The organism is Cystobacter fuscus, assembly GCF_044360685.1.
Lineage (GTDB): Bacteria > Myxococcota > Myxococcia > Myxococcales > Myxococcaceae > Cystobacter > Cystobacter fuscus_C.
The window spans coordinates 8,718,340-8,740,654 of record NZ_CP043491.1; the positions used below are offsets into that span (position 1 = coordinate 8,718,340).

Below are 22,315 nucleotides of genomic sequence, written 5' to 3' on the forward strand. Positions count from 1 at the left end.
ATGTCAAAGGACTCGAAACGAGGGACTTGCGCGAGAACGGAGGACTTGGAGTTGGCCCACGGAGTGCATCCAGCCCGGCGGAGTGCACGCGGGGGCGGGGGATGGGCTGGCCGTTGAGGATGTTCCAGGAGGAGGGGCTCTATTTCGTCACGTCCAGGTGCTTCCAGGGACGGCTGTTGCTGCGTCCCAGCACAGAGATGAACGAGGTGGTGGGAGGCGTGCTGGCGCGAGCCGTCCAGCACAGCGCCGGCACCGTCCGGCTGCACGCCTTCACCTTCGCTTCCAACCACTTCCACCTGCTGGTGTGGGCGCGGGGAGCCGCGCTCGCCTCCTTCATGCAGTATTTGCGCTCCAATCTGTCCAAGAAGGTGGGGCGGCTGGTGGACTGGAGCGGCGGCTTCTGGGAGAGGCGGTACTCGGCGGAGCCGGTGCTGGACGACACGGCCCTGGTGGGCCGGCTGCGCTACGTGCTGGCCCACGGGGTAAAGGAGGGGCTGGTGGAGAGGAGCGCCGAGTGGCCGGGCCTGACGTGTTTGCCGCAATTGCTGGGGTCGGCTCGGCGAGTGTTCCAGTGGTTCAATTGGACAAAACGCTGGAACAAAAGGGAAAGGAGCGCTCAGGTCCTCACCGGGGGTCCTGGGTGGCCAGAACCCGTCGAAAACTGTCCGCTCGACCGCTTGCGGCCTTGGAACCTTCGTGAATAATTGCAGACACCTGGAGCGGACACCATCGCCGCTCAACGCAAGCGCATGTTCGCGTGAAGTGTTCTCCTTTCTCAAAGAAAGACATCATGAACGAGAACGAAGTCAACGGTTGTGTTGGTTCGCTTGACACCAAGACCGAGCAGGCAATGGACCGGAGGCGGTTCGGCGGCCTGCTCGCCACCTCCTTGATCTTCCCAGCCTTGGCCTCCATGGCTTGCGCGTCCCAGGGGCAGCGGACCGGACAGCCCATACCGGCGGGGCAGGTCGGTTCCGGTCCGCCAGGCGATCACCCGCCCATGCACAGCGGGAGGAGGCCAGAGATCGCGATGGTCCTCTACAACGGAATGACCCTGCTCGACACGATCGGCCCCATGACGGCCCTCAACGCGGCGACGCAGGTGTACCTCGTGGCCGAAACGAAGGACCCGATCATCGCGGACACGGGCAACGCCATCCTGCCGACCACGACATTCGACGAGTGTCCCAAGGATCTCGACGTGCTGTTCGTCGGTGGGGGCTCCTTTCTGGTCCTCAAGGACAAAGCGATGCTCCGCTTCATCGCGGACCGCGGTGCGCGGGCGAAGTACGTCACCTCCGTGTGCTCGGGCTCGATTGTGCTCGGGGCGGCGGGGCTCCTCAAGGGGTACGAAGCAACGAGCCACTGGGCATCACGCGACCTCCTGCCCCTGTTCGGGGCCAAGCCTGTTGACGCACGGGTCGTCGTGGACCGCAACCGCATGTCGGGGGGGGGCGTGACGGCGGGTATCGACTTCGGACTGACTCTCCTGGCGAAGCTTGTCGGAGAGGATGTCGCGAAGCTGAGCCAGCTCGCGATGGAGTACGATCCAGCGCCTCCCTTCAACTCCGGGTCGCCGAAGACGGCGGACCCGGAGATCGTGAAGCGGGCCAAGGAGTGGCTGGGGGCGATGAGTGTCCAACATGCCCAGTTCGTCCAAGAGGTGAGCCAGGCGATGCCGAAGTAACGAGGCAGGTGGTACACGGGACGGTACAACCCCTTGGGGCACACCCCTGCCCTGGCCGCCCCCGCTTGAGCAGAGAGGCAGGGAGTTGGGGCGTATGGACAGCGGCTGCGCCAGGTTCAGCACCACGCCTGCTGGGGTGGTCCCCGGGCCGGGGCCCGCTTCAGAGCCTGCGTGGCAAGTCCCAGGTGCTCCACTATCGAGCGCACCCCTGCCGGGGCCGTCACATCCGCCAGCTCCTTTCGCCTGCCTCCACAGCGGGCGCAGGCGAACACGTCCAGCGCGAACGTCCTACTGAGCAACTCGGCCTGGTCTCCTCGCGGCGTCTTCTCCTTCATCGGCTCCGTGCTGGCCTCGGCCTGGGGCGCCACTCTCCTCTCCTCCGCTCCGGCTTGGGGGACCAGCCTTTTTCAGCTCCCTGCGCATGTAGTCCACCGCGGAGCGCCGCCCGTACGATTCGTCGAAGGGCAGTGAGTCCGCCAGTTCCGCGCCCCAGTTGGGCGACAGGTAGTTCGTCTTGCCACCTGCGTTTACCGGGCCGGACATGGAGCCGTAGCGATCGGTGAAGCCCCACGTGCCGAAGCTCTCGCAACCCGGGCTGGCTTGGAACTGCAGGCACACGGCGAGCTTGTCGGAGAACAGCGTGGGCCGACTGGAAGCGTCCGATACGTCGAGCTCCGACACGCGCACCTTGACATGCGCCTGCGCGATCACCCTCTGCATGGCCGCCCGTAGATCGGCGGCCAGGGACGGATCGTCGTCGGGGTCGTAGTTGTGTGATTGGAACCCGATGCCGTCAACCAGCTTGCCATAACCCAGGCCGTTGATGTAGCGCACGAAGGCAATCATGTTGTCGAGTTTGTCAGCCGAACCGGCTTGGTCGATACCGAACTCGTTGATCCAGTTCTCGGCGCTGGGATCGATCTCCTTCACCTTGCGCAGCGCGTCGATGTAGATCTGCAGGCCGAACGCCTTGTACCAGACCGAGAGGTTGTTCTCGTCTTCGGCGCCACTGCGTAGGCCGTAGGGTTCGTCGCTTTCGTACGAGAAGATCTCGTTCAGGGTGTCCCATTCGTGCACACTGCCCTTGTATCGCGTGACCAGGGTAGTGATGTGGTCCATCAGCGCTTGCCGCAGCGCCGGGTAGTTGCGGGCGTCGTACAGGCTCCAGATCCACTGCGGCAGCGCCTCGTGCCACACCAGCGTGTGGCCGTGCACGCGCATGTTGTTCTTCACCGCAAACGCCACCAGCGCATCGGCCTCGGCGAACGCGTACTGGTCAGGCTGTGGGTGGATGGCCTGGAACTTGAAGTGCATTTCCGGCGTGATCATCGAGTAGTTCTCGGCCAGGACCTGGCCGTACTTCGCATCCGACAGCAGCGCGTCGGCGTTCGCGGCCGCGCCGATCCACAAAGGCTTGGGCAGACCTTGCGCCAGCGAGCGCAGCGAGTCCGCAGGCGGGGTGTAGGCCCGCAGCATATCGGCGCCGTTGTCGGCGATCTGCGCGTCTTGCGCCTTGATGCTGGTGATCGAGAAGCCGCCCCCCAATTCGGCGTCAGCGCCGAAATACAGCTTGCCCTTGCTGAACACCGGGTGGTTGTCGGATTCCTTGAAGCGGCCGATCTCCTTGCCGTTGACACTGAAAATCAGCGCCGTTCCCTGCCGGTTAACGCCGAAGGTGACGCGCGGGCCCAGGCCTTGGGCGCTGAAGTCCTGCTTGATCATGTCGACCCACACCTGGGCCACGCCACGAGTCAGGCCCAGGCGCACGTTGCGGCCGTCGATGCGCCATTCGTCGTAGCCGATCGGCAGGCTGCCGTAAAGGTCGACGAAGGCGCCCTTGTCCGGATGGACGGCTGCGTCGACCTCGATCTCGACGGAGAAATTCGCCGTGAAATCGAGGCGCGGCCCCATCAGGTTGATCGGCGGATTCAGATACCACTTGCCGCTGGTCTTCGGGCGGATCTTGCGGTCGAGGGGAACGACCGTGAGGGTCTTGCCGTCCCAGCCCGTGCCCGAGAACTGGCTCCAGTTGTAAGGCGCTTGCAGCAACTCCACCTTCGCGGTGGCGGCATCGTTGACTCGGGTGAGCTTACGAGACTGGACCGCGGTCGAGTCAGCCGCGCTCCCCCCGCAAGCCGCCAGCGCCGCGCTTAGAAGGAACGCCAAACCCAGGGCTGGCAACAGTTTCATGGCCATTGCAGGCATCTCCTTGTCGATCTTGTTTCAGCCATCTTCACTTCCTCCACAGTTGCACATCATTCGCTGCTCGACCAGTCAGAATCGGGCGCACGCGGCGCCTTTCCTAATTCCCAAGGAGTCTTGAATTTAATGTAGGCATACTCGAACCTTGAGCAGATGTCGTAGTCTGCCTTCTTCGATGTAGGGCGCCTTTGCCATTCGTTTTACGACCCTTAAGTGTTCTGTCTGGGGCGTCGTACTCCTGCTGCGCCTGCTCGCCGCCTGGAATGTGCGCTTCCTGTACGCACCGGCGGCTGCGGGCGTGCTGTCGAAGGAACAGCGGGGCGACCTGGCTGCGGCGCAAAAGCCGGCCATCTTCATGCTCGGCCTGCTGTTACTGCTCATGATGATGGTGCCGGTACTGAATCTGGTGGTGCCGGCGCTGGCGTGCGTCAGCGTGTGCCACCTGCAGCGGCGGGGGTGGACTGACCAGGCGGCCCTTGCCAGTGCCGCCACGGCGGCGCCAGACGTGGCGCCTGCCTGATACCCGGCTATCGCGTCCAGGCGAGGTTGCCGTATTTATGCGGCATCCAACTGGGCCAGCGCGCGACGATATTTTTCCGTCCTGCCACGTCGGCAGCCGTGGGGGCCGCAATGCGGGACAAGTCGGCGTTGTCCCGAAGGTCCGCATACTTGACGCGGCGGCCAATCGCATTCGCCGCCGCGCGGGCGATGAAAGCTTCGTAGGTTTCTCCATCCCTGCGCGTCACCGAATCCAGCGCTTCGAGCAGGTGGCCGGGAAAGCCTTCGGCCGCGAGTTGGTCGAGCGTCAGGTCCGTATCTTCGATGACGTCGTGCAGGATTGCCACAATGCGCTCGGCATCGTTTTCCATGGCCTGCATGACGCGCTTCGGGTGTTCGATGTAAGGGCGGCCTGCCTTGTCCGTTTGTCCGGCGTGCTGCTGCTCTGCTATCGAGATCGCGCGTTCGAGAAGGCGCTCGAGTGGGATGGGTTGGTTCATGGTTTTCCTTGAGGTCTTCATCAGCGCAGTAGCGTTAGGCCCGGCGGCAGGGCGTCGCCGTACATGCGGGTGGCGCTGGCCTGGTCCAGTTCGACCACGTCGCGCACCATCGCCGCCCAGCCTTCCGGTGCGTTGCTGGCCGCCAGGCGCCGCAGCGTATAGGCGGGAGAGAAGCCATGTGGAGGGTGAGGGCTGGAGCGGAGGAGCCGAGGAGGGCCGCTGACGGGGCCAGCAAGGCCGCGCGCCGCGCCGGTACATGGGACGGTACAACCCCTTGGGGCACACCCCTGCCCTGGCCGCCCTCGCTTGAGGGTACAAGCGAAGGCTTGCATCGCTCAGGACGGCAGGACGCTGCGTCGCTGGAGGGACAACGCCCTGTTCTGGATGCATATCCACGAGGTCTCCGCGGATATGCTGCTCCTCATCCCGATGGACATGCTTGCCGACGAGGTCATGTCGCTGGATGCTCACTTCCGGCGCAACATCCACGAGCCCGTCGCACGCGCGACTTGGCAGGGGGCGGACGAGAGGTCGGGCGCATGCGCCTATAGGCGGAATGGGGGCCTTGTTTGAGTGGGAGGGCTGGTGCAAAGGGGTTGAGAAGGGCCGCTGGAGGGTGACGGGCGGGCTGTGCGCCGGGCCGGAGCAGAGGCGGTGCCACCCCTCTGGTCACACCTCGGCGGATTGGATCCCCGGTGGGCCCACGTTGACGGGTTCCGACCGCGCTGGAGGCGTCTGAAGGACACAACGCATAGGCGCGAGCGGCTGCGTTGCGACAGGCTCGCGGCGGGCCCCGAACCCGGATGCACGGTGGTGCGCATCCGGGTTCCGTGAGGGGACAGGGGTGCAAGACAGCCACGTCTTGTGCCCAGTCAGCCGCTACTCGGCCTTGCCCTCCGCCTCCTTCTTCAGCCTCGCGGTGAGCCCCTGGTCCGCCCGGTCCGCGTACGCGCGGCACGCCCCCGGGTCGATGAAGGCCTGTCGCCCCTCGCGCTCGCTCCGGGCCCGCAGCTCGAAGAAGCGGCCTGCCCCCGGGTGGGTGGGGATCATCACGTCACACGGCAGGGTTCGGATCTTCTCGATGCTGCCGCGGAACCGCTGCACGCGGGCGGCGTCGGCGCCGTGGCGGAAGCGCGGTGCGGCCACAGGCGTGAGGCTCTCGGCATACACCACGTCCACACAGCGCTCCCCCTCGCAGCTGCGCCACGTCCACGTCGTCGCGCCGGGGGTGTGCCCCGGCGTGTGGTGCGCGGTGACGACGACCTTGCCGAGCGTCACCGTCCCGCCGTCGGCCACCGTCACCACGTCCCGCACGGCCGGGTAGCGCGTGGAGGCCCCGTAGCCTGCCAGGGGATCATCCGGGGTGACCGACCCGAGGCGCAGCGCCTTGGCCCCGGCCGGGCTCGCCGCCACCTTGGCGCCGCTCATCCGCCGCAGCGCCGCGATGCCCCCGGCGTGGTCGAAGTGCGCGTGCGAGTTGAGGATCCACTTCACGTCACGCATCTCAAAGCCCAGGGCGCGCACGCCCTCCGCGATGCGCTCCGCGGACTGGGGCAGTGCGCCGTCGACGAGGATGAGGCCCTCCCCGCTGTCGATGAGGACCGACGACAGCCCCGCGACGCCGACGTAGTACGTGTTCCCGTACACGCGGAACGGCGCCTGCGGCCGGTTCCACTCCGCGCAGTCGCCGCACTCGATGGGCGCGGTGTCGGGCGGGACGGAGGGGGTTGCAGCGGTGACGAGCGGGATGAGCAAGGCGAGCAGTCGCATCGGGGTTGGCTCCGAAAGGGGAGGGAGAGGCCGCCCCCCGTGCAAGGAGCCTGCCGCGAGCTCCAGGCCGTCCGCCCGGATTTCTTCCTTCCGAGGTCGCAGCGGGTCCGTGTGCCGGACACCACAGAGCGCCTCCACTCGACCGCACCCGGCGCGGCTTCGTGGACGCGATCCGCGCGGGTGCACCGGATGCACGGCGGGGTGCATCCGGGCTCCGTGAGGCCAGGACGCCTCAGCCCCGGGGCGGGCCGTAGGAAACGGGCCGGACCGCCGAGCCCGAGCCTCCGCGCTCCTTGAGTGCAGCCCAGCCCAGGGTGTCAAAGAACTCGAGCGACGCGCTCTGGCACCACCCGCGGCGGGAAGGAGAAAGGCGGAAAGGGCGCTGCGAAATCCCCTCGTCCCCACCGAGCTGCCGCCTCTCGGAACGCCGCGACGAAGGTCCGGTACTGCTCACGCAACTCTTTCAGCGCCTGACGCGTGGAGGCATGCCCCAATGGCCGCGGGCTGCGCTTGAGATGCTCGGGCCGAGTATGCGGGTGCTGGGCCCTCACGGTGCTTGCCCCGAGGACGGGCTTGTCCCGTTCGCGAGCCTCGGATTCCACCTGCTCCACCAGTGCCCGCACCGCACGCTGCCTCTCCTCCTCCCCCAGTCCTTTCCAGCACGGCAGGGGCGCCAGCTCCAACTCCACCAGCTCGGCCCATTCCTCCGCGAAGCGCCCCTCCCCCACTGCCTGCTCTTCGCTTCCCCGTTTGCTCCAGCGCTTCGTCCAGTTGAACCACCGGAACACCCGCCGCGCCGGCCCCAGCAACTGCGGCAGACACGTCAGGCCCGGCCACTCGGCGCTCCTCTCCACCAGCCCCTCCTTCACTCCGTGGGCCAGCACGTAGCGCAGCCGGCCCACCAGCGCCACGTCGTCCAGCACCGGCTCCGCCGAGTACCGCCTCTCCCAAAAGCTGCCGCTCCAGTCCACCAGTCGGCCCACCTTCTTGGACAGATTGGAGCGCAAATACTGCATGAAGGAGGCGAGCGCGGCGCCCCGCGCCCACACCAGCAGGTGGAAGTGGTTGGAAGCGAAGGTGAAGGCGTGCAGCCGGACGGTACCGGCGCTGTGCTGGACGGCTCGTGCCACCACGCCTCCCACCACCTCGTTCATCTCCGCGCTGGGACGCAGCAACAGCCGTCCCTGGAAGCACCTGGACGTGACGAAATAGACACCCTCTTCCCGGAACATCCTCAACGGCCAGCCCATCCCCCTCCCCCCTCGTGCACTCCGCCGGGCCGGATGCACCCCGTGGGCCAACTCCAAGTCCTCCGTTCCGGCGCGAATCCCTCGTTTCGAATCCTTTGACACCGTCTCGGGGTCTCGGGGGCGCGAATCCCTCGTTTCGAATCCTTTGACACCGTCTCGGGGAATCCTTTGACACCGTCTCGGCCGTCTCGGGGGCCCTAGCGGCGAGGGGAACAGCGGGCCGACGAAGTCGATGAAGGCCCGCGGCTTCTTGGGGGGCCGCCGCGCTCAGCCCAACGAAGGCTCCAGCATGAGCTTGAGGCCTTTGTCGAGCACCCATCCCACCAGGCCCGTCTCCGACTTGAAGAGCAGCCAGATCTCTCCGCCACGGGGAGCCGCGTTGCTCCCGGAGACCCGGTGAGGCGTCTTCTCCGTCGCCCCCACCTCCGCTCGGGCGAGCAGGGTGACGGTGCTGCCAACGCGGACATTGGCGATGACCGCACTGCCCTTCGCGGGCGCGAACGAGAGCGCGAAGGACTGCTTCACGGTGTGGTTCCAGCCGATGTAGGTCCACTCCTGGGGCGGGGAGAGCAGTTTGTTCTGCTGGGCGCCGTAGACCCAGCGCTCCATGCTCCGCCAGCGCAAGCCGTCCGCGTCGAAGAGCACCGTGCCGTTTCCCGGGAACGCGCCCAGCTGGTCCGGGCCCGGCCATGGCCTGAAGGCCGGCTCGAGCGCTCGTCCCGTCCAGCGAAACAGGAAGTACTGGTTCTCCAACGAGGGGCGTCCATCCGCGACCACCACCAGTTCCTTGAGTGGATCTCGTGTGTCGAGGTCGACGATGCCGGCATAGGACACCGTGAGGCAGGGGCCACTGTCTGTCTTCAGGCTCGCCTTTCCGATGGAGACCTTGAAGGCGTTGTCGTCCTGCCAGCAGGCGGCCTCCTCCGAATCACGGGATGGCGCGTGGGCCATCTCTGGCAGCTTCTCGATGCGGAGGGTCTCCGCCTGCCCGTCGCCGTTCAGGTCTGCATCGAGGCTGCTGGCAAGTTCCTTCAGCTCGGTTTCCTCGTGGAAAGCCCCTGGCTTGATGAAGGGGAAGTCGGGCGTGTCCTGGACCAGCGGAGTGGCTCCCAGGGCCGTGCGTCGCACCCAGCCGAGCAGGTGCTGGCGCGTGAGGACGACGTACCAGCCCTGGGAGTCGTCATCCCGAGCGGCGTCCGGTGCGGGGCTGAAGGCGAGCACCACCACCGGAGTCTTCGCCGCCACCTCGGTCACCACGCTGTTGCCTTCACGAGACACGAGCAGCTTCAGAGCCTGTTGCGGCACCACTCCCTTGCCGACGAAGTACAGCGGCTGGGGCACCTCGGTGAAGCCTGGCTTCGCCGCGTCATAGAGGTACTTGTCGCGCCGCACCCAGAAGGCCATGGGGACATCGGCCAGGAGGATGCGGTTTCCGGAGATGCCTGGCTGGCCCGGAGGCAGTGCCAGCTCCCGGAGAGCGCCACCCGTCAGGCGAAAGAGACGGTACGCGGGGACGCCCCCTGCGCCCTGACCCTTGAGCAACACCTCGCGGCGAGGGTCATCGCTCGCGAGATCCACCACGGTGAAGCCCTCCACCGGCCCCTCGAAACGTCCCTCCGCCCGTGCCTTGCCGGCGCTCAGCACGAACGTGGAGTCCTTCACGTCGAGCGTGATGGACTCAGGCTTGCCATCTCCATCCAGATCCGCCGAGGCCGTCCGCGTGAGCACAGGCATCTCGGCGAGCACGGGCAGCGGCAAGAGCACTGCTCCAAGAAGAAAGGCTCGGATCATTCTTGCTACTTACCCCGGAAGAGCCCAGGAGAGCCATCCAGCATGCGGGCGTGGAAAGAGAGGACACATGCAACTTTCCGTCGACTGTGACTGGATGGCGTTGACGGTCTTCCAGAGGGAGATGCGCGGCGCCCATGCAACACCTCATGCTGCCGCCCATGCCCGCCCCGGGTTGCTCAAGGGGTACGTCTACGTCCTTGGATTCGGCGACGTAGCGCTCACCTGGGCGCTTGTCCTCGTAGTCCTTGCCGGCGTGCTCGGGGAAGTAACCTCAGACGCGGTGGTCGTGCTTCTCCGCCACGATGGCGGCGGGCAGCAGCCCGAGACCGGGACGCGTGCTCCCGAGAGCCCGCGCTCCGTGACGGCCGCGCCCCCGGCCATGGACCTCGGCCTCGCCCAGGTGGAAGAAGCTCACCAGGCACAGCAGACTCGCCGCTTGCGCCGCCATCTCCTCCGCGGTGCTCGACAGCTCCTCGGCGGCCGCCGCGTTCTGCTGCGTCACATCGTTCAGCCCGAGCATCGCCTTGTTGATCTGCCCGACGCCCGACGACTGCTCGCTCGACGTGGCGGCGACGTCCCTCACCAGCTGCGACGTGGTGTCGATGGACGGGACGAGCGCGTGGAGAAGCTGGCCGGACTGCTCGGCGATCTTCACGCTGCTGGAGGCCACCGAGTTGATCTCCTTCGCGGCGCTCTGGCTTCCCTCCGCGAGCTTGCGGACCTGGGAGGCGACGACGGCGAACCCCTTGCCGTGGTCGCCCGCGCGCGCGGCCTCGATGGCCGCGTTCAGGGACAGGAGGTTCGTCTGATAGGCGATCTCCTCGATGACGGAGATGCGCGAGGCGATCTGCTTCATCGCCTCCACCGTCTCGGCGACCGCCCGGCTGCTCTTCTGGGCGTCGGCCGCGCCCTTGGACGCGATCGTTTCCACCCGGCGGCTGCTGTCGGCGTTCTTGATGATGGACGCGCTCATGCCATCGAGGCTGGTGGTCATCTCCTCGAAGGTGGCGGCCTGCTGGCTCGCACGGCTCGCGAGCGACTGGGAGGTGGCCGATAGCTGTGACGCGGCCGACGAGAGGGCCGCGGCTCCTTCGCGCACCTCGCCGATCACCTGCGCCAGCCGGTCGCGCATCGAGCGGAACGCGTCGGCGAGGATACCGACCTCATCCTCGGAGCGGTGGTCGAGCGCTCCGGTGAGATCGCCGTTCGCGATGCGGGTGGCGACGCTGGAGATCGTCTCGAGCGGCCTGGTGACGCGGCGGATGATGAGGAGGACGGCGCCGCCGAGCGCGAGCAGCGCGAGCGCCCCGAATCCGATCGTGAACTGGCGCAGTTCATGAGCCGGCGCGAGCACCTTGTCGAGGGGAGCGATGACGGCGAGCGCCCAGGGCGTCACGGTCTCACCGATACGGATGGGAACCACCACCTCGATGGCCCGGGCCCCGAGCACCTCCGAGTCGACCTGGCCGGAGAACGCGCTGTCGCTCGAGAGGGCGGTCTTCACCAGGGTATCCGCGGACGAGGTGCCGAGCGGTTTCGCGCGGCGCTCCGCCGAGGGGTGCGCGACGAACGCGCCATTGTTCGAGACGAGCAACGCGTACCCCGTGCCGAAGGGGGTGAGTTCCGAGATGTGCTTCTGGATCTGCTCGAGAGAGATGTCCGCGCCGACGGTCCCGACGAACTTGCCCTCGAGCAGGATGGGCACGGTGATGCTCGTGATCAGGGTGGGCTTCCCCGCGACGGGGTAGAGGTAGGGGTTGACGATCGTCTCCCTCCGGCTCTTGCGTGCGAGGAGGTAGTAGTCGCCCACGCCCTCCGTCTCGTAATCGACGTTGGGCTCCAGATTGATGCGTCCGGTGCCGCGGGACCAATTGGAGATGTAGCGTCCGGTGGCGTCCGAGCCAGGCGTGTTCACGTACTTCGCATCGAGTCCATCGAACGCATTCGGCTCCCACGTCGTCCAGAGGCCGAGGAGCTTCGGATTGGCCTCGGCGACATTCCTGAGCGCCGCATCCGCGAGACGGCGGTCGGTCAGACCGGCGACCTTCTGGGCCGCCAACGTCTGCGCGAGCGTCCGTACCGGGATGAACGCATTGTCGAGCTCCGAGTTGACCGTCCGCGCATAGCGCTCGGCCATCTGCGTGACGAGTTGGTTCGCCTGCTCTTCAGCGACCTGTGCGGACTGCCGGCTGACGATGAGAACGAGGAGGCCCAGCGCGAGGCTGATGATGGTGCAAAGGGCGACGAGGAGTTTCGTCGCCAGACTCTTGCTGAATGACATGGAGGGCCGATTGGAGCACGGAACGTGGTGGCGGATTGAAGCGCCTCGTAAGCAAGCGCCTGGCCGCTCCCTGGCATCAGGACCGCATACTGCACCGTCCCCTCCGGCCGGTGCTCCCCCACCAGCCTCACCTCGCCAGGGCGCACCCTCCCACTCGCGGCCCGGTTGGAGCCTTGTGTTTGTCCACCCGGATGAAGCCAGGCACGGAGGAGAGGGTGACATGACCGTCACGAGTTGACTAACGGCCCCAGCGCTTCGTCGTCATGACCAGCGGCTGGCCAGTCTCGAGCAGCGACTTGAGGCTCGAGAGGATCGCCGGCCAGCCCTGGGTGATGCCCTTCATCGTCTCGCCGCCCTCGACGAGCTCGTCGTGCAGCACCGTCAGGCGCACCGAGCCCATGAACGGCTCGATGAGGAACGTGACCTTCGACGGCGGCTCTGCTTCAGGACGTCCCTCGGGCGAACCCCAGGAGAGGACGAGCTTCTTCGGCGGATTGGACTCGAGCACCTGGCCGGTGACGCGCACCTCGTTGGTCTCATAGTCCTGGTGCGCCCACCGGGAGCCGGCCTTCCAGTCGGAGACGTTCTTGTGCATGCCCCAGTACTGTCTCGTCAGCTCGGGGTCCTGCAGGGCAGCCCAGACCTTCTCTGGCGTCGCCTGGATGTACGTGACGTAGACGAACTGCGGCTTATGGGTCGTCATCTTCTTCCAGCCCTTTCTTGAGCTCGTGCAGCGCGCGCAGGCGCTGCCGCTCGAACTTCCCGATCCACCGCTCGTAGATGTCATGCAGCGGCACGGGATTCAGGTAGTGCAGCTTCTCTCTGCCCCGCCACACGATGGCGACCAGGTTGGCCTCCTCGAGCACCGCCAGGTGCTTGGTGACCGCCTGACGCGACATATCCAGGTGCTCGCAGAGCTCTCCGAGCGTCCGCCCGTTCTCCTGGTGCAGCAGATCCAGGAGCTGGCGGCGGCTCTTGTCGGCGAGCGCCTTGAACACGAGATCCATGCCATCCATCTCCCCCAGGAATATGCAACCTGCGGGTTGCATGTCAAGGACGCGGCACCTGGAGTCGCCCGGCCGATCCCCTCGCGCCCTACCCTCGGCCCGGGCTCGGCCGGAACCATGTGGGCTCGGACCGGACCGTCGTGCCTCCCGTGAACATGCCGCCGGTGAAGAAGGCCTCCTCGAAGAAGTGGTACGGGTGGACGAGCTCGGGGCGGCTGGCCAATGAGGGTGGACGCCACACCGGGCCGGCGCGTCACCCACGCCAGGGCCACCTGGGCCGGAGGCCGCTCCAACTGGCGGGCCACGTCCTTGAGCGCGTCGACGATGCCCCAGTTGCGCTCGGTGAAGAGCTTGAGGAACCCCGGGTTGCCGGAAGAGGAGATGGAAGGGAGAGGGCTGGAGGGGTGAAACTCCGCTCCGTCGAGCTGGGAGTGATGTGCTGCGAGGAGCCCGAGCCCGACCTGTTCGAGGGTCAGGTCGGCAAGATCCTCCGGCTGGTGATGATCGATGGCCACCAGAAGAAAGAGGCTCAGGTCCAGATCGACATCACCGACGCCAACATCGTCGTCCGCTACGGCCTGGAGGGAAACCGGCGGGACTTCCTGTCGACTTCAGCCAAGCTCCGGGACGAGTTGCTGCGACAGCTCCGGCACGCGACCAGCGCCATTCCAGGCCAGGAGGGGCAGCTCCACGTCCAGTCCCGAGGCCAGCGCATCTCCTATCAGGTGAGCTTCAACCCCACGGCCCTGGGCCAGGAAGTCATCCTGCGGCCGCTCTCGTAATCGCCGGGCCCTCTAGTAGATCTCGCGCGTACAAGGCGGGCGCAGTCTACCCTCGTGCTGAGCTCCAACGCGGTCCGCCGGTCCGATGTGGAAAACCACGCTGGGGCTTGCGGATTTCTCGGCTTGCTTTCCTCCCTTCGCCCTCCCGCCGCGTGTCGCGCCTGCTCAAGTTCTTTGACACCCTCTCCGGCCCCGAGCTTGTGAATTTCTGGGGTTTCAAAGCCGCAGCGGACCCGTAGCCAGGTGCGCTTCGCTGGCGCGCCAGACCTGCTCGGCGAGGTCCGCATCCAGCCAGCGCCGTGGGATCGGTACAGGCGCGAGCTCGTTCGTGAAGTAGCGCAAGCCGCGCCCGCCGGGCAGCGACGGCGTCGTGAGGGCCCAGGCAAGCACCGCCGCGCCCTGCCCCACCGGCTTGAGGAGTCGAGGCCCGAGCACGCGCATCAGCGCCTGCGCCACCCGGCCTCCCTGGTTGATGTTGTCCGTGAGCGTCGCACCCGGGTCGACTCCGAAGAACTCCATCGGTTCCGCCCAGGTGCCCCGGACGGTCCGCGCGAGGTGCAGCAGACTGAGCGAGAGGAGGACCTTCGCCGTCGGGCTCGAGGCCGCGCCGAAGCGCTTCGCATGCGCGCGAGGCTCGGTGAGCAGGCGGACATCCGGACGGAGGAACGGGTTGAGCCGAACGGCCTCCGAGAGCGTCGCCAGCACCCGGCCGGTGGGGACCAGGAGCCGGTGCCGCAGGAGGCCATGGAGGAGCACGAAGTGGCCCGCGAAGTTCGAGGCGAAGGTGAACTCGAGGCCCTCGGGCGTCAACTCGAACGGCAGGCCGAAGACGCCCGCATTGAGCGCGAGCCCCTGGAAGGCTCGCCCCTGCTGGACGAGGGAGTCGACCAGGGCGCGCACGGCCTCCAAACGCGACAGGTCGCACACGACGAGCTCGCAGCGGCCACGCGCCTCATCGTCAAGCCCCGCGCCGTCGAGCGCGCGACGGCCTTTGTCGAGGCTGCGCACGGGCAAGACGAGGCTCGCGCCCCGCAACGCGAGGACCCGGGCGAGCTCGAGGCCGAGGCCACTCGAGGCCCCCGTGATGAGAAATCGCTGCCCCGCCAGGTCGATGCCCTCGGTGATTCCCTTTGCAGTCGGTTTTGGACTCATGGCGTGCTGCGCGTCAGGATAGGGTGCGAGTCCGCGAAGTTCCAGGACTCTTGGCTGTCTTGCATATAGGCGGAATGGGGGCCCTGTTGCTGGGCGGTGGGCCGGTGTAGGGGGGAGAAGAAGGAGCTGCCGTTCGCCCACCTGTCCCTTGGCTTGGTGACCCTCTCCTCCTTGCTGGTGTTGGCATTCGTAGTGGGAGTGGATCCCTCGGTCCGCACAAGCGCCGGAGGAGGAGGTGTAGGACGGCACGGGAGGGGCTTCAACCAATAAAGACCTCGGAGACCTCGTCGAGGGGCACGTCGCCAAGCTCTTCCAGAATGAAATCGATGCGTTCCAGGATGGAGACATTCTTCGGGTTGATTGCCAGGGCCTCCCGTAGCCTTCGGAATTCACTCATCACGACAGCCAGATCGTTCACACCGACCATGGGCCCGTTTTCGAACAGGGGCACCCACTTGAGGCCCAGTTTCTCCGCCGTGGGAAGCCACACGGTGTGATACGTCCCCTGGGTAGCTACCGGAATGGAGAGCGAGTCTTTAGTTGTTGCTTTGAATTTGATGTGAATCGCGATGGACATCACCGTTCCTCTTGAATATGGCCCGCTGTGGCCCAATCCAGTAGGGGCGTATAGGCGGGATGACAGCGGCTGCGCCAGGTTCAGCACCACGCCTGCTGGGGTGGTCCCCGGGCCGGGGCACGCTTCAGAGCCTGCGTGGGAAGTCCCAGGTGCGCTCCTGCCGGGAGGCCGCTATGACGAGGCCCGCGGGAAGCGGAAGAGCGCCTACCGCGGTCGATACACCATCAAAGGAAACCATATCGACTACGTGGACGACACCGGCTTCACCGCCGACGGAGACTTCCGCGAGGGCGTGCTCCACCACGCCGGCATGGTCCTCTACCGGGAAGAGTCGTGAACGGCTCCGGCTTCGTGGAGCGGCGCATCCACGGCTACTACTTCGCGCCCTCGAGCTTGTGCGCCTGTATCCGCTCACCCGTGGCGAAGAACACGCCGCCAGCCAGGTGGTGGATGGGGCGGTACTCCTCTCCGGCGCTGAAGTCCCACCCACCGTCCTTCCACACCGAGTCCTCGACCCATGCCGCGACGACCTCGGCGAGGAACAGGTCGTACTTGCGCTGAACGTCCGACTCGGGCAGCACGCGGCACTCCAGCCACCCCACGCAGCCCTCCACAAGCGGCGCTCGCACGCGCGAGGCGGGAGCCGCCCTCAGCCCCGACGACGCCCACTTGTCCTCGTGGCGCCCGGAGTCCGAGCCCACGGCGTACACCGCGTCCAGCTGTGCGCGCGTGGGGACGCACAGGGTGAACTCACCCGAGACCTCCATCAGCTCGCGCGTGAAGGTGCCCTCGGCGATGACGACAGCGACCTTGGGCGGATCAAAGTCGACGGGCATGGCCCAGGCGGCGGCCATGACGTTGGTGCGGCCATTCGCGGCGCTCGTGACGAGCGTGGTGGGTCCGTGGTTGAGCAGCTTGGAGGCGCGGCGGAGTTCGAGCGGGACTCTCATGGTCCGAGCACTCTATCCGCGATTCTACACCGTCCATGCTCGGCTCTTCGAATCGGAGGCGGAGCGCGAGGCGTGAGCCCCTCCGCTCCAGCCCTCGCCTCCCCTCCATCCCATGCTCCGCGCTCGGGGTCCCAGTGGTCACTCACTCCGCGCCCGTGGCGTGCTCCCCTCGGGCTCTCGTCCTGGTCCCGTCTGGGATAATGGAGCACGCTCCCACCCATGCGCTGGTTCCACGACCTGAGTATCTCCTCGAAACTCCTTGTCGTGTGCCTGCTGTTCTGCTTCTTCGTCGCCCGGGCGATCTCCAAACCCCTGGGACAGGCGGTGAGGGTGGCGAATCGCCTCGCCGAGGGGGACTTCACCGTGCACATCTCCTCGGACGCGCGGGACGAGACAGGCCGGCTGCTGATGGCCCTGGAGCGAATGGTGCGCAAGCTGGCCCAGGTCATCCCGAGGTACACGAGGGAGCCAACGCGTTGGCCTCGGCGTCGGCACAGGTGTCGCTCTCCTCGCATAACCTGGCGCAGGGAACCAGCGAGCAGGCCAGCAGCGTGGAGGAGACCACCTCCAGCCTGGAGCAGATGACGGTCAGCATCACGCAGAACCGCGATCACGGCCGGAGGATGGAGCAGATGGCCGTGCAGGGCGCGCGGGACGCGGAGGCGAGCGGCAAGGTGGTGAAGGAGACGGTGGAGGTCATGGGCTCCATCGCGGAGAAGATCTCCATCATCGAGGAGATCGCCTACCAGACGAACCTGCTGGCGCTCAACGCGGCCATCGAGGCGGCGAGGGCGGGAGTGCACGGCAAGGGCTTCGCGGTGGTGGCCACGGAGGTGCGCAGGCTGGCCGAGCGCAGCCTGGCCGCCCTCGCTTGAGGAGAGAGGCAGGGAGTTGGGGCGTATTGACAGCGGCTGCGCCAGCTTCAGCACCACGCCTGCTGGGGTGGTCCCCGGGCCGGGGCCCGCTTCAGAGCCTGCGTGGGAAGTCCCAGCTGGCCGCTGCCTGGGGCGCCACGCTCCTCTCCTCCGCTCCGGCTTGGGGGACCAGAAATGGCCGAGACGGTGTCAAAGGATTTGAAACCGAGACGGTGTCAAAGGATTCGAAACGAGGGACTCACGTGAGAACGGAGGACTTGGCGTTGGCCCACGGGGTGCACCGGCCCGGCGGAGTGCACGGGGGGAGGGGGATGGGCTGGCCGTTGAGGATGTTTCAGGAGGAGGAGGAGGGTCTCTACTTCGTCACGTCCAGGTGCTTCCAGGGACGGCTGTTGCTGCGTCCCAGCGCGGAGATGAGAGAGGCGGTACTCGGAGGAGCCGGTGCTGGACGACACGGCACTGGTGGGTCGGCTGCGCTACGTGCTGGCCCACGGGGTGAAGGAGGGCTGGTGGAGAGGAGCGCCGAGTGGCCGGGCCTCACGTGTCTGCCGCAGTTGCTGGGGCCGGCGCGCCGACTGTTCCACTGGTTCAATTGGACGAAGCGCTGGATCAAGAGGGGAAGAGAGGAGCAGGCAATGGGAGAGGGGCGCTTCGCCGAGGAATGGGCCGAGCCCATGGATTTGGTGATGGAGCCGCTGCCATGTTGGAAAGGACTGGGGGAGGAAGAGAGGCAGCGTGCGGTGCGGGCACTGGTGGAGGAAGTGGAAGCCGAGGCTCGTGCAAGGGACAAGCCCGTCCTCGGGGTGAGAGCCGTGAGGGCACAGCACCCGCATACCCGGCCCCAGCAACTCAAGCGCAGCTCGCGGCCCCTGGGGCATGCCTCCACGCGCCAGGCGCTGCGGGAGTTACGTGAGCAGTACCGGACTTTCGTCGCGGCGTTCCGAGAGGCGGCGGCTCGCTGGGGGGCGAGGGGATTTCTCAGCGCCCTTTCCGCCTTTCTCCTTCCCGCCGCGGGTTGTGCCGGACCGTGTCCCTCGAGTTCTTTGACACCCTCTCGGCCCTCTCGGCGCCGGTGTGGCGCCTGCCCGACCCCTCCCAGGCCTTGGAGCTGCTCCTCGATCGGTCCCTCACGTGGGCCCTGTCACACCTCCTGAGGGGCGGGAACTCCGCGGTCAGCCGCCGGATCCCTGCCCGGCGGGAAGATCGTCGCGGAAGAACCGGCCGGCGATGTTCTTCACCGCCGTCTTGGCTTCCGCCGAGACGGTCGCGTTGGTGAAGACAACGACGCCGCGGCGGCTGGCAGGATCGATGTAGGCGGCGGTGAAGACGCCGGGGTCTCCGCCCCAGTGCTCCAGCCGCACGGCACCGTCCAGCGTGGCTGCCATCCAGCCCAGGCCCTGCCCGGTCAGCCAGCTGGGCAACTCCGGCGGCGTCCGCATGTCCAGCATTTGCGCCAGGGCCGGTGCACCGATGATCCGGGCGCCATATGCCGAGCCCGCATTGGCAGAGGCCGCCACGAACCGCGTGAAGTCCGCCACGGAGGACCGGATGCTCCCGGCCGGCCAGTCCGGCATGCCCACCGGCTCAGCGGCGGTGAGGACGCCCTCGACACGGTCGTAGGGCGTGGCCCGCAGGGGTTCGGGCGTGTCCCGGAGCGTCCAACGGGTGTGGCGCATGCCCAGCGGTGCGAAGATCTGCTGGCGCGTCTGCTCGCGCATGTCCTCGCCGCCGATGCGGCTGGCGAGATACCCCAGCAGGCCATAGCCGACATTGCTGTAATCCCAGGCCCCACCGGGTGCGGCCTGGGAGAAGCAGGCCTCGGCAGCGGAGGTCCGGCCGCCGGGCACCAGATAGCCCTTGAGAAAATCGCCCAGGGCCAAGGTCGCATCCGCCCCACGCTGACGGAAGTCGACCTCATAGTAGCGCGCGTCGGAGATGGAGGAGACGTGCATCAGCAGGTGCCGGACGGTGATGGGCACGTCCGGGTGGTGCGGGTTGGCCAGCGGAAAGTCGAGGTGGGACTCCACCGGTTCATCCAGGCGCAGCCGTCTCTGCTCCGCCAGCCGCATGACCGCGGTGGCCGTTACCGTCTTGGTCAGCGAGGCGATGTGGAACAGGGTGTCGGCGGTCACCGGCCGGTGCCGCGCGATATCGGCCAGGCCATAGCCGCGTGCGAAGCTCACGGCGCCGTCACGGGCGAAGCCCACGGCCAGGCCGGGGATGGCGGCCCGTTGCATCTCGGCCGTGATGAAATGGTCGATGTCGCCGGGCGCACCCGAACGGACGGCCGTCCTGCATGCTGTGGGCAGCGCCAGGGCGGCAAGGCCGGCGGCCAGAAACGGGCGCCGCCCGATGACGCGGGGTCCCGCAGTGTCCTGATCCATCCCGTGCCTGACCTTTTCTTCCATGAAGGCTGGACAGGAGCATCCGGCCTGAGCCAGTATCCGTAGGTGCCTACTGTTCTGTCAAGGATGAAAGCGGATGCAATGAACAGCACTCTGAAAGACTCGGACTATTCACGGAGCGTCGGCGGCGCCGCCATCGGCGCTCGGCTCCGGCGCCTGTCGGAGTGGCTGGACGGCGACACCACCCGCGTCTACGCCGCCATGGGCATCGACTTCGAACAGCGCTGGTTCGGCGTGCTGAACCAACTGGCCCTCCATGGCCCCCTGACGGTGGGCGAGCTGGCCGCCAGGCTCAAGATCACCCATGTCTCGGTCAGCCAGACGCGCCAGTCCCTGGAAAAGGCGGGCATCATCGTGACCGATCCCGATGCCGCCGACGCGCGCCGACGGCGGTTGGTCCTGACGGACAGCGGGACAGCATTGGTTGAGCGGCTGAAGCCCCTCTGGCAGGCCTTCGACCAGGCGGCCCTGACTCTGAACGCCGAGGCGGGTGAGGTGGCGGCGGCGCTGGACCGTCTGGACGACGCGCTGGCCCAGCGATCCCTGTTCGACCGCATCATGGACAAGCTGGCCACCCCGTGACGAGCATAGATGGGATGAAGCGCAGGATACTGTGCAGTTCGCCCCCTTCAAGACGGCAGGGGGTGGCTTCGGGCCCTGAGCGGCGCCTCCAAAGGTAGAGAGAGAGGTTGGCTGCGGGCGTATAGGAAGGACGGGAGCCCTGTGAAGGGTATGGCTGGCTCCGAGGAGGGCCGCTGACGGTGGGCGCCAAGCCGGTGGAGAGGCCGGGCGAACCCCTTTGGGCACACGTGGCCCAGGCGGCCCCTCCAGGAAGTGGGCAGCAGCGGTGTGCGCTTCTGGAGCAGCGCGAGCGTATAGGCGGGAGAGAAGCCATGTGGAGGGTGAGGGCTGGCCGAGGAGGGCCGCTGACGGGGCCAGCAAGGCCGCGCGCCGCGCCGGTACACGGGACGCTACAACCCCTTGGGGCACACCCCTGCCCTGGCCGCCCTCGCTTGAGGACAGAGGCAGGGAGTTGGGGCGTATTGCCAGCGGCTGCGCCAGGTTCAGCACCACTCCTGCTGGGGTGCTCCCCGGGCCGGGGCCCGCTTCAGAGCCTGCGTGGGAAGTCCCAGGTGCTCCAATATCGAGCGCACCCCTGCCGGGGCCGTCACATACGCCAGCACCTTTCGCCTGCCTCCACACCGCGGACAGGCGAACACGTCCAGTGCGAACGTCCTCCTGAGCAACCGGCCTGCTGACGCAATGGGCCCCGCACGTGCCCGCCAAGACGCCCCTGGGCAAGGCCATCGCCTACGCGCGCAATCGCTACGTCCCCCTGCGTCGCTTCCTCGAGGACGGACGCCTGCCCCTGGACAACGGGGAGGTGGAACGCCTCATCCGGCTCATTGTCCTCGGCCGCAACAACTGGCTCTTCCTGGGCAGCGACGCGGCCGGCCACCGCGCCGCCAGCGTCTACTCCCTCGTGCTCAGTTGCTACCGCCTGGGCATGGACCCGTGGGCCTACTTCCGTGACGTGCTGCCCAAACTCGGTGGCACTCTCTTCCCCGCCTCCCGTCTCTCGGAACTCCTCCCCGAGTCGTGGGCCCAGCAGCAGGCTCAGCAGCGATAGGCTCGTCGATGCACCGTCCATCACGCGGCCACCGTGCCATGCTCCTCGGTGGCCGACACCCTGGGGTGGACCGGAGGCTTACGGCGGAGGCCAAGGGCGAGGACAAGCCCGAGGAGGCCAAACCCAGCGAGAAGGCCCAGCGCAATTTCACCGACCCGGACTCCAGAATCATGCCGCGGGGAGGCACCTTCCAGCAGTCCTACAACGCGCAGGTGGCGGTGGACGCGGACACGCAGCTGATAGTGGCGCAGCAGGTGGGGCAGAGCGGCAACGATGCACATCAGCTCGAGCCGATGGTGGAGCAGGTGCGGGGCAACACGGGGCTTTTGCCCGTGGAGCTGAGCGCGGACTCGGGCTACCTGTGCCAGGAGGACATTGAGAAGGTGGAGGCCCAGGGCGTGGAGTGCTTTGTCGCCACCGGCCGCTCCAAACACGGACAGGAGGCGCCAGCGGCACCGCGCGGACGCCCGCCCAAGGGCCTGAGCTTCAAGGAGCGGAGGAAGCGCAAGCTGCTGACGAAGCGGGGACGCAAGGCGTACGCGCGGCGCAAGGTGACGGCCGAGCCCGTCATCGGCCAGGTGAAGAACGGGACGCTGCCGCGCTTCTCTCTACGGGGCCTGCCCAAGGTGCGCGGAGAATTCTCCCTGGCGTGCGCGGTGCATAACCTCAAGAAGCTGTGGCGTCAGGGCTGGGAGTTGCCCGCCCTGGTAGCGCAGTCCGCTTAGCGGGCGGGGCTGCGCGCCCGGCGCAGTGCATCAGGGGATACCGTCACCTCCGCTGCTGGTGCGTCACCTGGTGCCTGCTACGCGCCACCGTGCTCCTGGCCGATTCGCCGACAAGCTCCTAGCGCCGGGGAGATTTCTCGGCCTGCCTTCCCCTCTTCTCTTTTCCTCCACGCGTCGTGCCGGATCGCCTCGTTCGAGTTCTCTGGCACCCTTTCTGGGAGGGCTGTGGTTGC

22 protein-coding genes and 1 pseudogene are annotated in these 22,315 nt (G+C 67.1%); 10 read left to right on the forward strand and 13 right to left on the reverse strand.

Annotated features, from left to right (window positions below):
- The first annotated feature begins 101 nt into the window (after positions 1-101).
- Positions 102-704, forward strand: coding sequence for a transposase (locus tag F0U63_RS35640; RefSeq protein ID WP_395837077.1), 603 nt, complete (start codon positions 102-104; stop codon positions 702-704).
- Between the two features lie 86 nt (positions 705-790).
- Positions 791-1,687, forward strand: coding sequence for a DJ-1/PfpI family protein (locus F0U63_RS35645; protein ID WP_395837079.1), 897 nt, complete (start codon positions 791-793; stop codon positions 1,685-1,687).
- A gap of 288 nt (positions 1,688-1,975) precedes the next feature.
- Here F0U63_RS35645 and F0U63_RS35650 read toward each other — a convergent pair whose 3' ends face one another.
- Complete coding sequence (locus F0U63_RS35650) at positions 1,976-3,883, reverse strand: endo-1,4-beta-xylanase (protein ID WP_395837081.1); 1,908 nt, start codon at positions 3,881-3,883, stop codon at positions 1,976-1,978.
- A gap of 271 nt (positions 3,884-4,154) precedes the next feature.
- On the opposite strand from F0U63_RS35650, the gene F0U63_RS35655 reads away from it, so the two are divergent.
- Positions 4,155-4,409, forward strand: coding sequence for a hypothetical protein (locus F0U63_RS35655; protein ID WP_395837083.1), 255 nt, complete (start codon positions 4,155-4,157; stop codon positions 4,407-4,409).
- 7 nt (positions 4,410-4,416) lie between these two features.
- Here F0U63_RS35655 and F0U63_RS35660 read toward each other — a convergent pair whose 3' ends face one another.
- The 8 genes from F0U63_RS35660 to F0U63_RS35695 all read right to left on the reverse strand — a co-directional run bounded on the left by F0U63_RS35660 (position 4,417) and on the right by F0U63_RS35695 (position 12,986).
- A complete protein-coding gene (locus tag F0U63_RS35660) occupies positions 4,417-4,887 on the reverse strand; it encodes a GTP pyrophosphokinase (RefSeq protein WP_395837085.1) in 471 nt (156 codons plus the stop codon).
- 20 nt (positions 4,888-4,907) lie between these two features.
- A complete protein-coding gene (locus F0U63_RS35665; protein WP_395837087.1) occupies positions 4,908-5,219 on the reverse strand; it encodes a hypothetical protein in 312 nt (103 codons plus the stop codon).
- 547 nt (positions 5,220-5,766) lie between these two features.
- Positions 5,767-6,657, reverse strand: a complete 891-nt coding sequence (gene bla, locus F0U63_RS35670) for a subclass B3 metallo-beta-lactamase (protein WP_395837089.1) — start codon at positions 6,655-6,657, stop codon at positions 5,767-5,769.
- Between the two features lie 317 nt (positions 6,658-6,974).
- Positions 6,975-7,907, reverse strand: coding sequence for a transposase (locus F0U63_RS35675; RefSeq protein WP_395837091.1), 933 nt, complete (start codon positions 7,905-7,907; stop codon positions 6,975-6,977).
- A 267-nt stretch (positions 7,908-8,174) separates the two neighbouring features.
- A complete protein-coding gene (locus F0U63_RS35680) occupies positions 8,175-9,698 on the reverse strand; it encodes a hypothetical protein (protein ID WP_395837093.1) in 1,524 nt (507 codons plus the stop codon).
- Between the two features lie 271 nt (positions 9,699-9,969).
- Positions 9,970-11,979, reverse strand: coding sequence for a methyl-accepting chemotaxis protein (locus tag F0U63_RS35685; RefSeq protein ID WP_395837095.1), 2,010 nt, complete (start codon positions 11,977-11,979; stop codon positions 9,970-9,972).
- Between the two features lie 238 nt (positions 11,980-12,217).
- The gene (locus F0U63_RS35690; protein WP_395837097.1) at positions 12,218-12,682 is read right to left on the reverse strand and encodes an SRPBCC family protein; all 465 of its coding nucleotides are present in this window, start codon (positions 12,680-12,682) and stop codon (positions 12,218-12,220) included.
- On the reverse strand, positions 12,669-12,986 hold the full coding sequence (locus tag F0U63_RS35695; RefSeq protein WP_395837099.1) for an ArsR/SmtB family transcription factor: 318 nt from the start codon (positions 12,984-12,986) through the stop codon (positions 12,669-12,671). Before F0U63_RS35695 ends, F0U63_RS35690 begins: the two co-directional genes overlap by 14 nt.
- A 222-nt stretch (positions 12,987-13,208) precedes the next feature.
- Between F0U63_RS35695 and F0U63_RS35700 the strand changes: the two genes are divergently transcribed.
- Positions 13,209-13,394 carry a hypothetical protein gene (locus F0U63_RS35700; protein WP_395837101.1) on the forward strand — a complete coding sequence of 62 codons (186 nt, stop codon included), beginning with the start codon at positions 13,209-13,211 and terminating at the stop codon, positions 13,392-13,394.
- Positions 13,391-13,768, forward strand: coding sequence for a hypothetical protein (locus tag F0U63_RS35705; protein WP_395837103.1), 378 nt, complete (start codon positions 13,391-13,393; stop codon positions 13,766-13,768). The genes F0U63_RS35700 and F0U63_RS35705 overlap by 4 nt, the downstream gene beginning before the upstream one ends.
- Before the next feature lie 216 nt (positions 13,769-13,984).
- Here F0U63_RS35705 and F0U63_RS35710 read toward each other — a convergent pair whose 3' ends face one another.
- Positions 13,985-14,920 (reverse strand): SDR family NAD(P)-dependent oxidoreductase, encoded by a 936-nt coding sequence (locus tag F0U63_RS35710; RefSeq protein WP_395837105.1) that lies wholly within the window; start codon positions 14,918-14,920, stop codon positions 13,985-13,987.
- Positions 14,921-15,179: 259 nt separating this feature from the next.
- Complete coding sequence (locus F0U63_RS35715) at positions 15,180-15,497, reverse strand: hypothetical protein (RefSeq protein WP_395837107.1); 318 nt, start codon at positions 15,495-15,497, stop codon at positions 15,180-15,182.
- On the opposite strand from F0U63_RS35715, the gene F0U63_RS35720 reads away from it, so the two are divergent.
- Positions 15,490-15,834, forward strand: a complete 345-nt coding sequence (locus F0U63_RS35720) for an Atu4866 domain-containing protein (RefSeq protein WP_395837109.1) — start codon at positions 15,490-15,492, stop codon at positions 15,832-15,834. The two genes, F0U63_RS35715 and F0U63_RS35720, sit on opposite strands and share 8 nt — an antisense overlap.
- Positions 15,835-15,871: 37 nt before the next feature.
- Here F0U63_RS35720 and F0U63_RS35725 read toward each other — a convergent pair whose 3' ends face one another.
- Entirely contained in the window at positions 15,872-16,447 is a 576-nt protein-coding gene (locus F0U63_RS35725; RefSeq protein WP_395837111.1) for a flavin reductase family protein, read from the reverse strand.
- 291 nt (positions 16,448-16,738) lie between these two features.
- Between F0U63_RS35725 and F0U63_RS35730 the strand changes: the two are divergent.
- A pseudogene (locus tag F0U63_RS35730) lies at positions 16,739-17,304 on the forward strand (methyl-accepting chemotaxis protein); the annotation flags it as partial.
- Positions 17,305-18,494: 1,190 nt separating this feature from the next.
- Here F0U63_RS35730 and F0U63_RS35735 read toward each other — a convergent pair.
- The gene (locus F0U63_RS35735) at positions 18,495-19,706 is read right to left on the reverse strand and encodes a serine hydrolase domain-containing protein (RefSeq protein WP_395837113.1); all 1,212 of its coding nucleotides are present in this window, start codon (positions 19,704-19,706) and stop codon (positions 18,495-18,497) included.
- Positions 19,707-19,808: 102 nt separating this feature from the next.
- On the opposite strand from F0U63_RS35735, the gene F0U63_RS35740 reads away from it, so the two are divergent.
- The 3 genes from F0U63_RS35740 to F0U63_RS35750 all read left to right on the forward strand — a co-directional run bounded on the left by F0U63_RS35740 (position 19,809) and on the right by F0U63_RS35750 (position 22,082).
- On the forward strand, positions 19,809-20,309 hold the full coding sequence (locus tag F0U63_RS35740) for a MarR family winged helix-turn-helix transcriptional regulator (RefSeq protein WP_395837115.1): 501 nt from the start codon (positions 19,809-19,811) through the stop codon (positions 20,307-20,309).
- Between the two features lie 694 nt (positions 20,310-21,003).
- Positions 21,004-21,357, forward strand: coding sequence for a transposase (locus F0U63_RS35745; protein WP_395837117.1), 354 nt, complete (start codon positions 21,004-21,006; stop codon positions 21,355-21,357).
- A 65-nt stretch (positions 21,358-21,422) separates the two neighbouring features.
- Positions 21,423-22,082: a transposase gene (locus tag F0U63_RS35750; RefSeq protein ID WP_395837119.1), complete on the forward strand. Its 660-nt coding sequence runs from the start codon at positions 21,423-21,425 to the stop codon at positions 22,080-22,082.
- Positions 22,083-22,315: the final 233 nt, after the last annotated feature.

What these genes read in the sequence shown, in the direction of transcription:
- F0U63_RS35640 (WP_395837077.1), top strand. Translation starts at nt 102, where the DNA reads ATGGGCTGGCCGTTGAGGATGTTCCAGGAGGAGGGGCTCTATTTCGTC.
- F0U63_RS35645 (WP_395837079.1), top strand. Translation starts at nt 791, where the DNA reads ATGAACGAGAACGAAGTCAACGGTTGTGTTGGTTCGCTTGACACCAAG.
- F0U63_RS35650 (WP_395837081.1), bottom strand. Translation starts at nt 3,883, where the DNA reads ATGGCCATGAAACTGTTGCCAGCCCTGGGTTTGGCGTTCCTTCTAAGC.
- F0U63_RS35660 (WP_395837085.1), bottom strand. Translation starts at nt 4,887, where the DNA reads ATGAACCAACCCATCCCACTCGAGCGCCTTCTCGAACGCGCGATCTCG.
- F0U63_RS35665 (WP_395837087.1), bottom strand. Translation starts at nt 5,219, where the DNA reads ATGCAAGCCTTCGCTTGTACCCTCAAGCGAGGGCGGCCAGGGCAGGGG.
- bla (WP_395837089.1), bottom strand. Translation starts at nt 6,657, where the DNA reads ATGCGACTGCTCGCCTTGCTCATCCCGCTCGTCACCGCTGCAACCCCC.
- F0U63_RS35675 (WP_395837091.1), bottom strand. Translation starts at nt 7,907, where the DNA reads ATGGGCTGGCCGTTGAGGATGTTCCGGGAAGAGGGTGTCTATTTCGTC.
- F0U63_RS35680 (WP_395837093.1), bottom strand. Translation starts at nt 9,698, where the DNA reads ATGATCCGAGCCTTTCTTCTTGGAGCAGTGCTCTTGCCGCTGCCCGTG.
- F0U63_RS35685 (WP_395837095.1), bottom strand. Translation starts at nt 11,979, where the DNA reads ATGTCATTCAGCAAGAGTCTGGCGACGAAACTCCTCGTCGCCCTTTGC.
- F0U63_RS35690 (WP_395837097.1), bottom strand. Translation starts at nt 12,682, where the DNA reads ATGACGACCCATAAGCCGCAGTTCGTCTACGTCACGTACATCCAGGCG.
- F0U63_RS35695 (WP_395837099.1), bottom strand. Translation starts at nt 12,986, where the DNA reads ATGGATCTCGTGTTCAAGGCGCTCGCCGACAAGAGCCGCCGCCAGCTC.
- F0U63_RS35700 (WP_395837101.1), top strand. Translation starts at nt 13,209, where the DNA reads ATGAGGGTGGACGCCACACCGGGCCGGCGCGTCACCCACGCCAGGGCC.
- F0U63_RS35710 (WP_395837105.1), bottom strand. Translation starts at nt 14,920, where the DNA reads ATGAGTCCAAAACCGACTGCAAAGGGAATCACCGAGGGCATCGACCTG.
- F0U63_RS35720 (WP_395837109.1), top strand. Translation starts at nt 15,490, where the DNA reads ATGGACATCACCGTTCCTCTTGAATATGGCCCGCTGTGGCCCAATCCA.
- F0U63_RS35715 (WP_395837107.1), bottom strand. Translation starts at nt 15,497, where the DNA reads ATGTCCATCGCGATTCACATCAAATTCAAAGCAACAACTAAAGACTCG.
- F0U63_RS35725 (WP_395837111.1), bottom strand. Translation starts at nt 16,447, where the DNA reads ATGAGAGTCCCGCTCGAACTCCGCCGCGCCTCCAAGCTGCTCAACCAC.
- F0U63_RS35735 (WP_395837113.1), bottom strand. Translation starts at nt 19,706, where the DNA reads ATGGATCAGGACACTGCGGGACCCCGCGTCATCGGGCGGCGCCCGTTT.
- F0U63_RS35740 (WP_395837115.1), top strand. Translation starts at nt 19,809, where the DNA reads ATGAACAGCACTCTGAAAGACTCGGACTATTCACGGAGCGTCGGCGGC.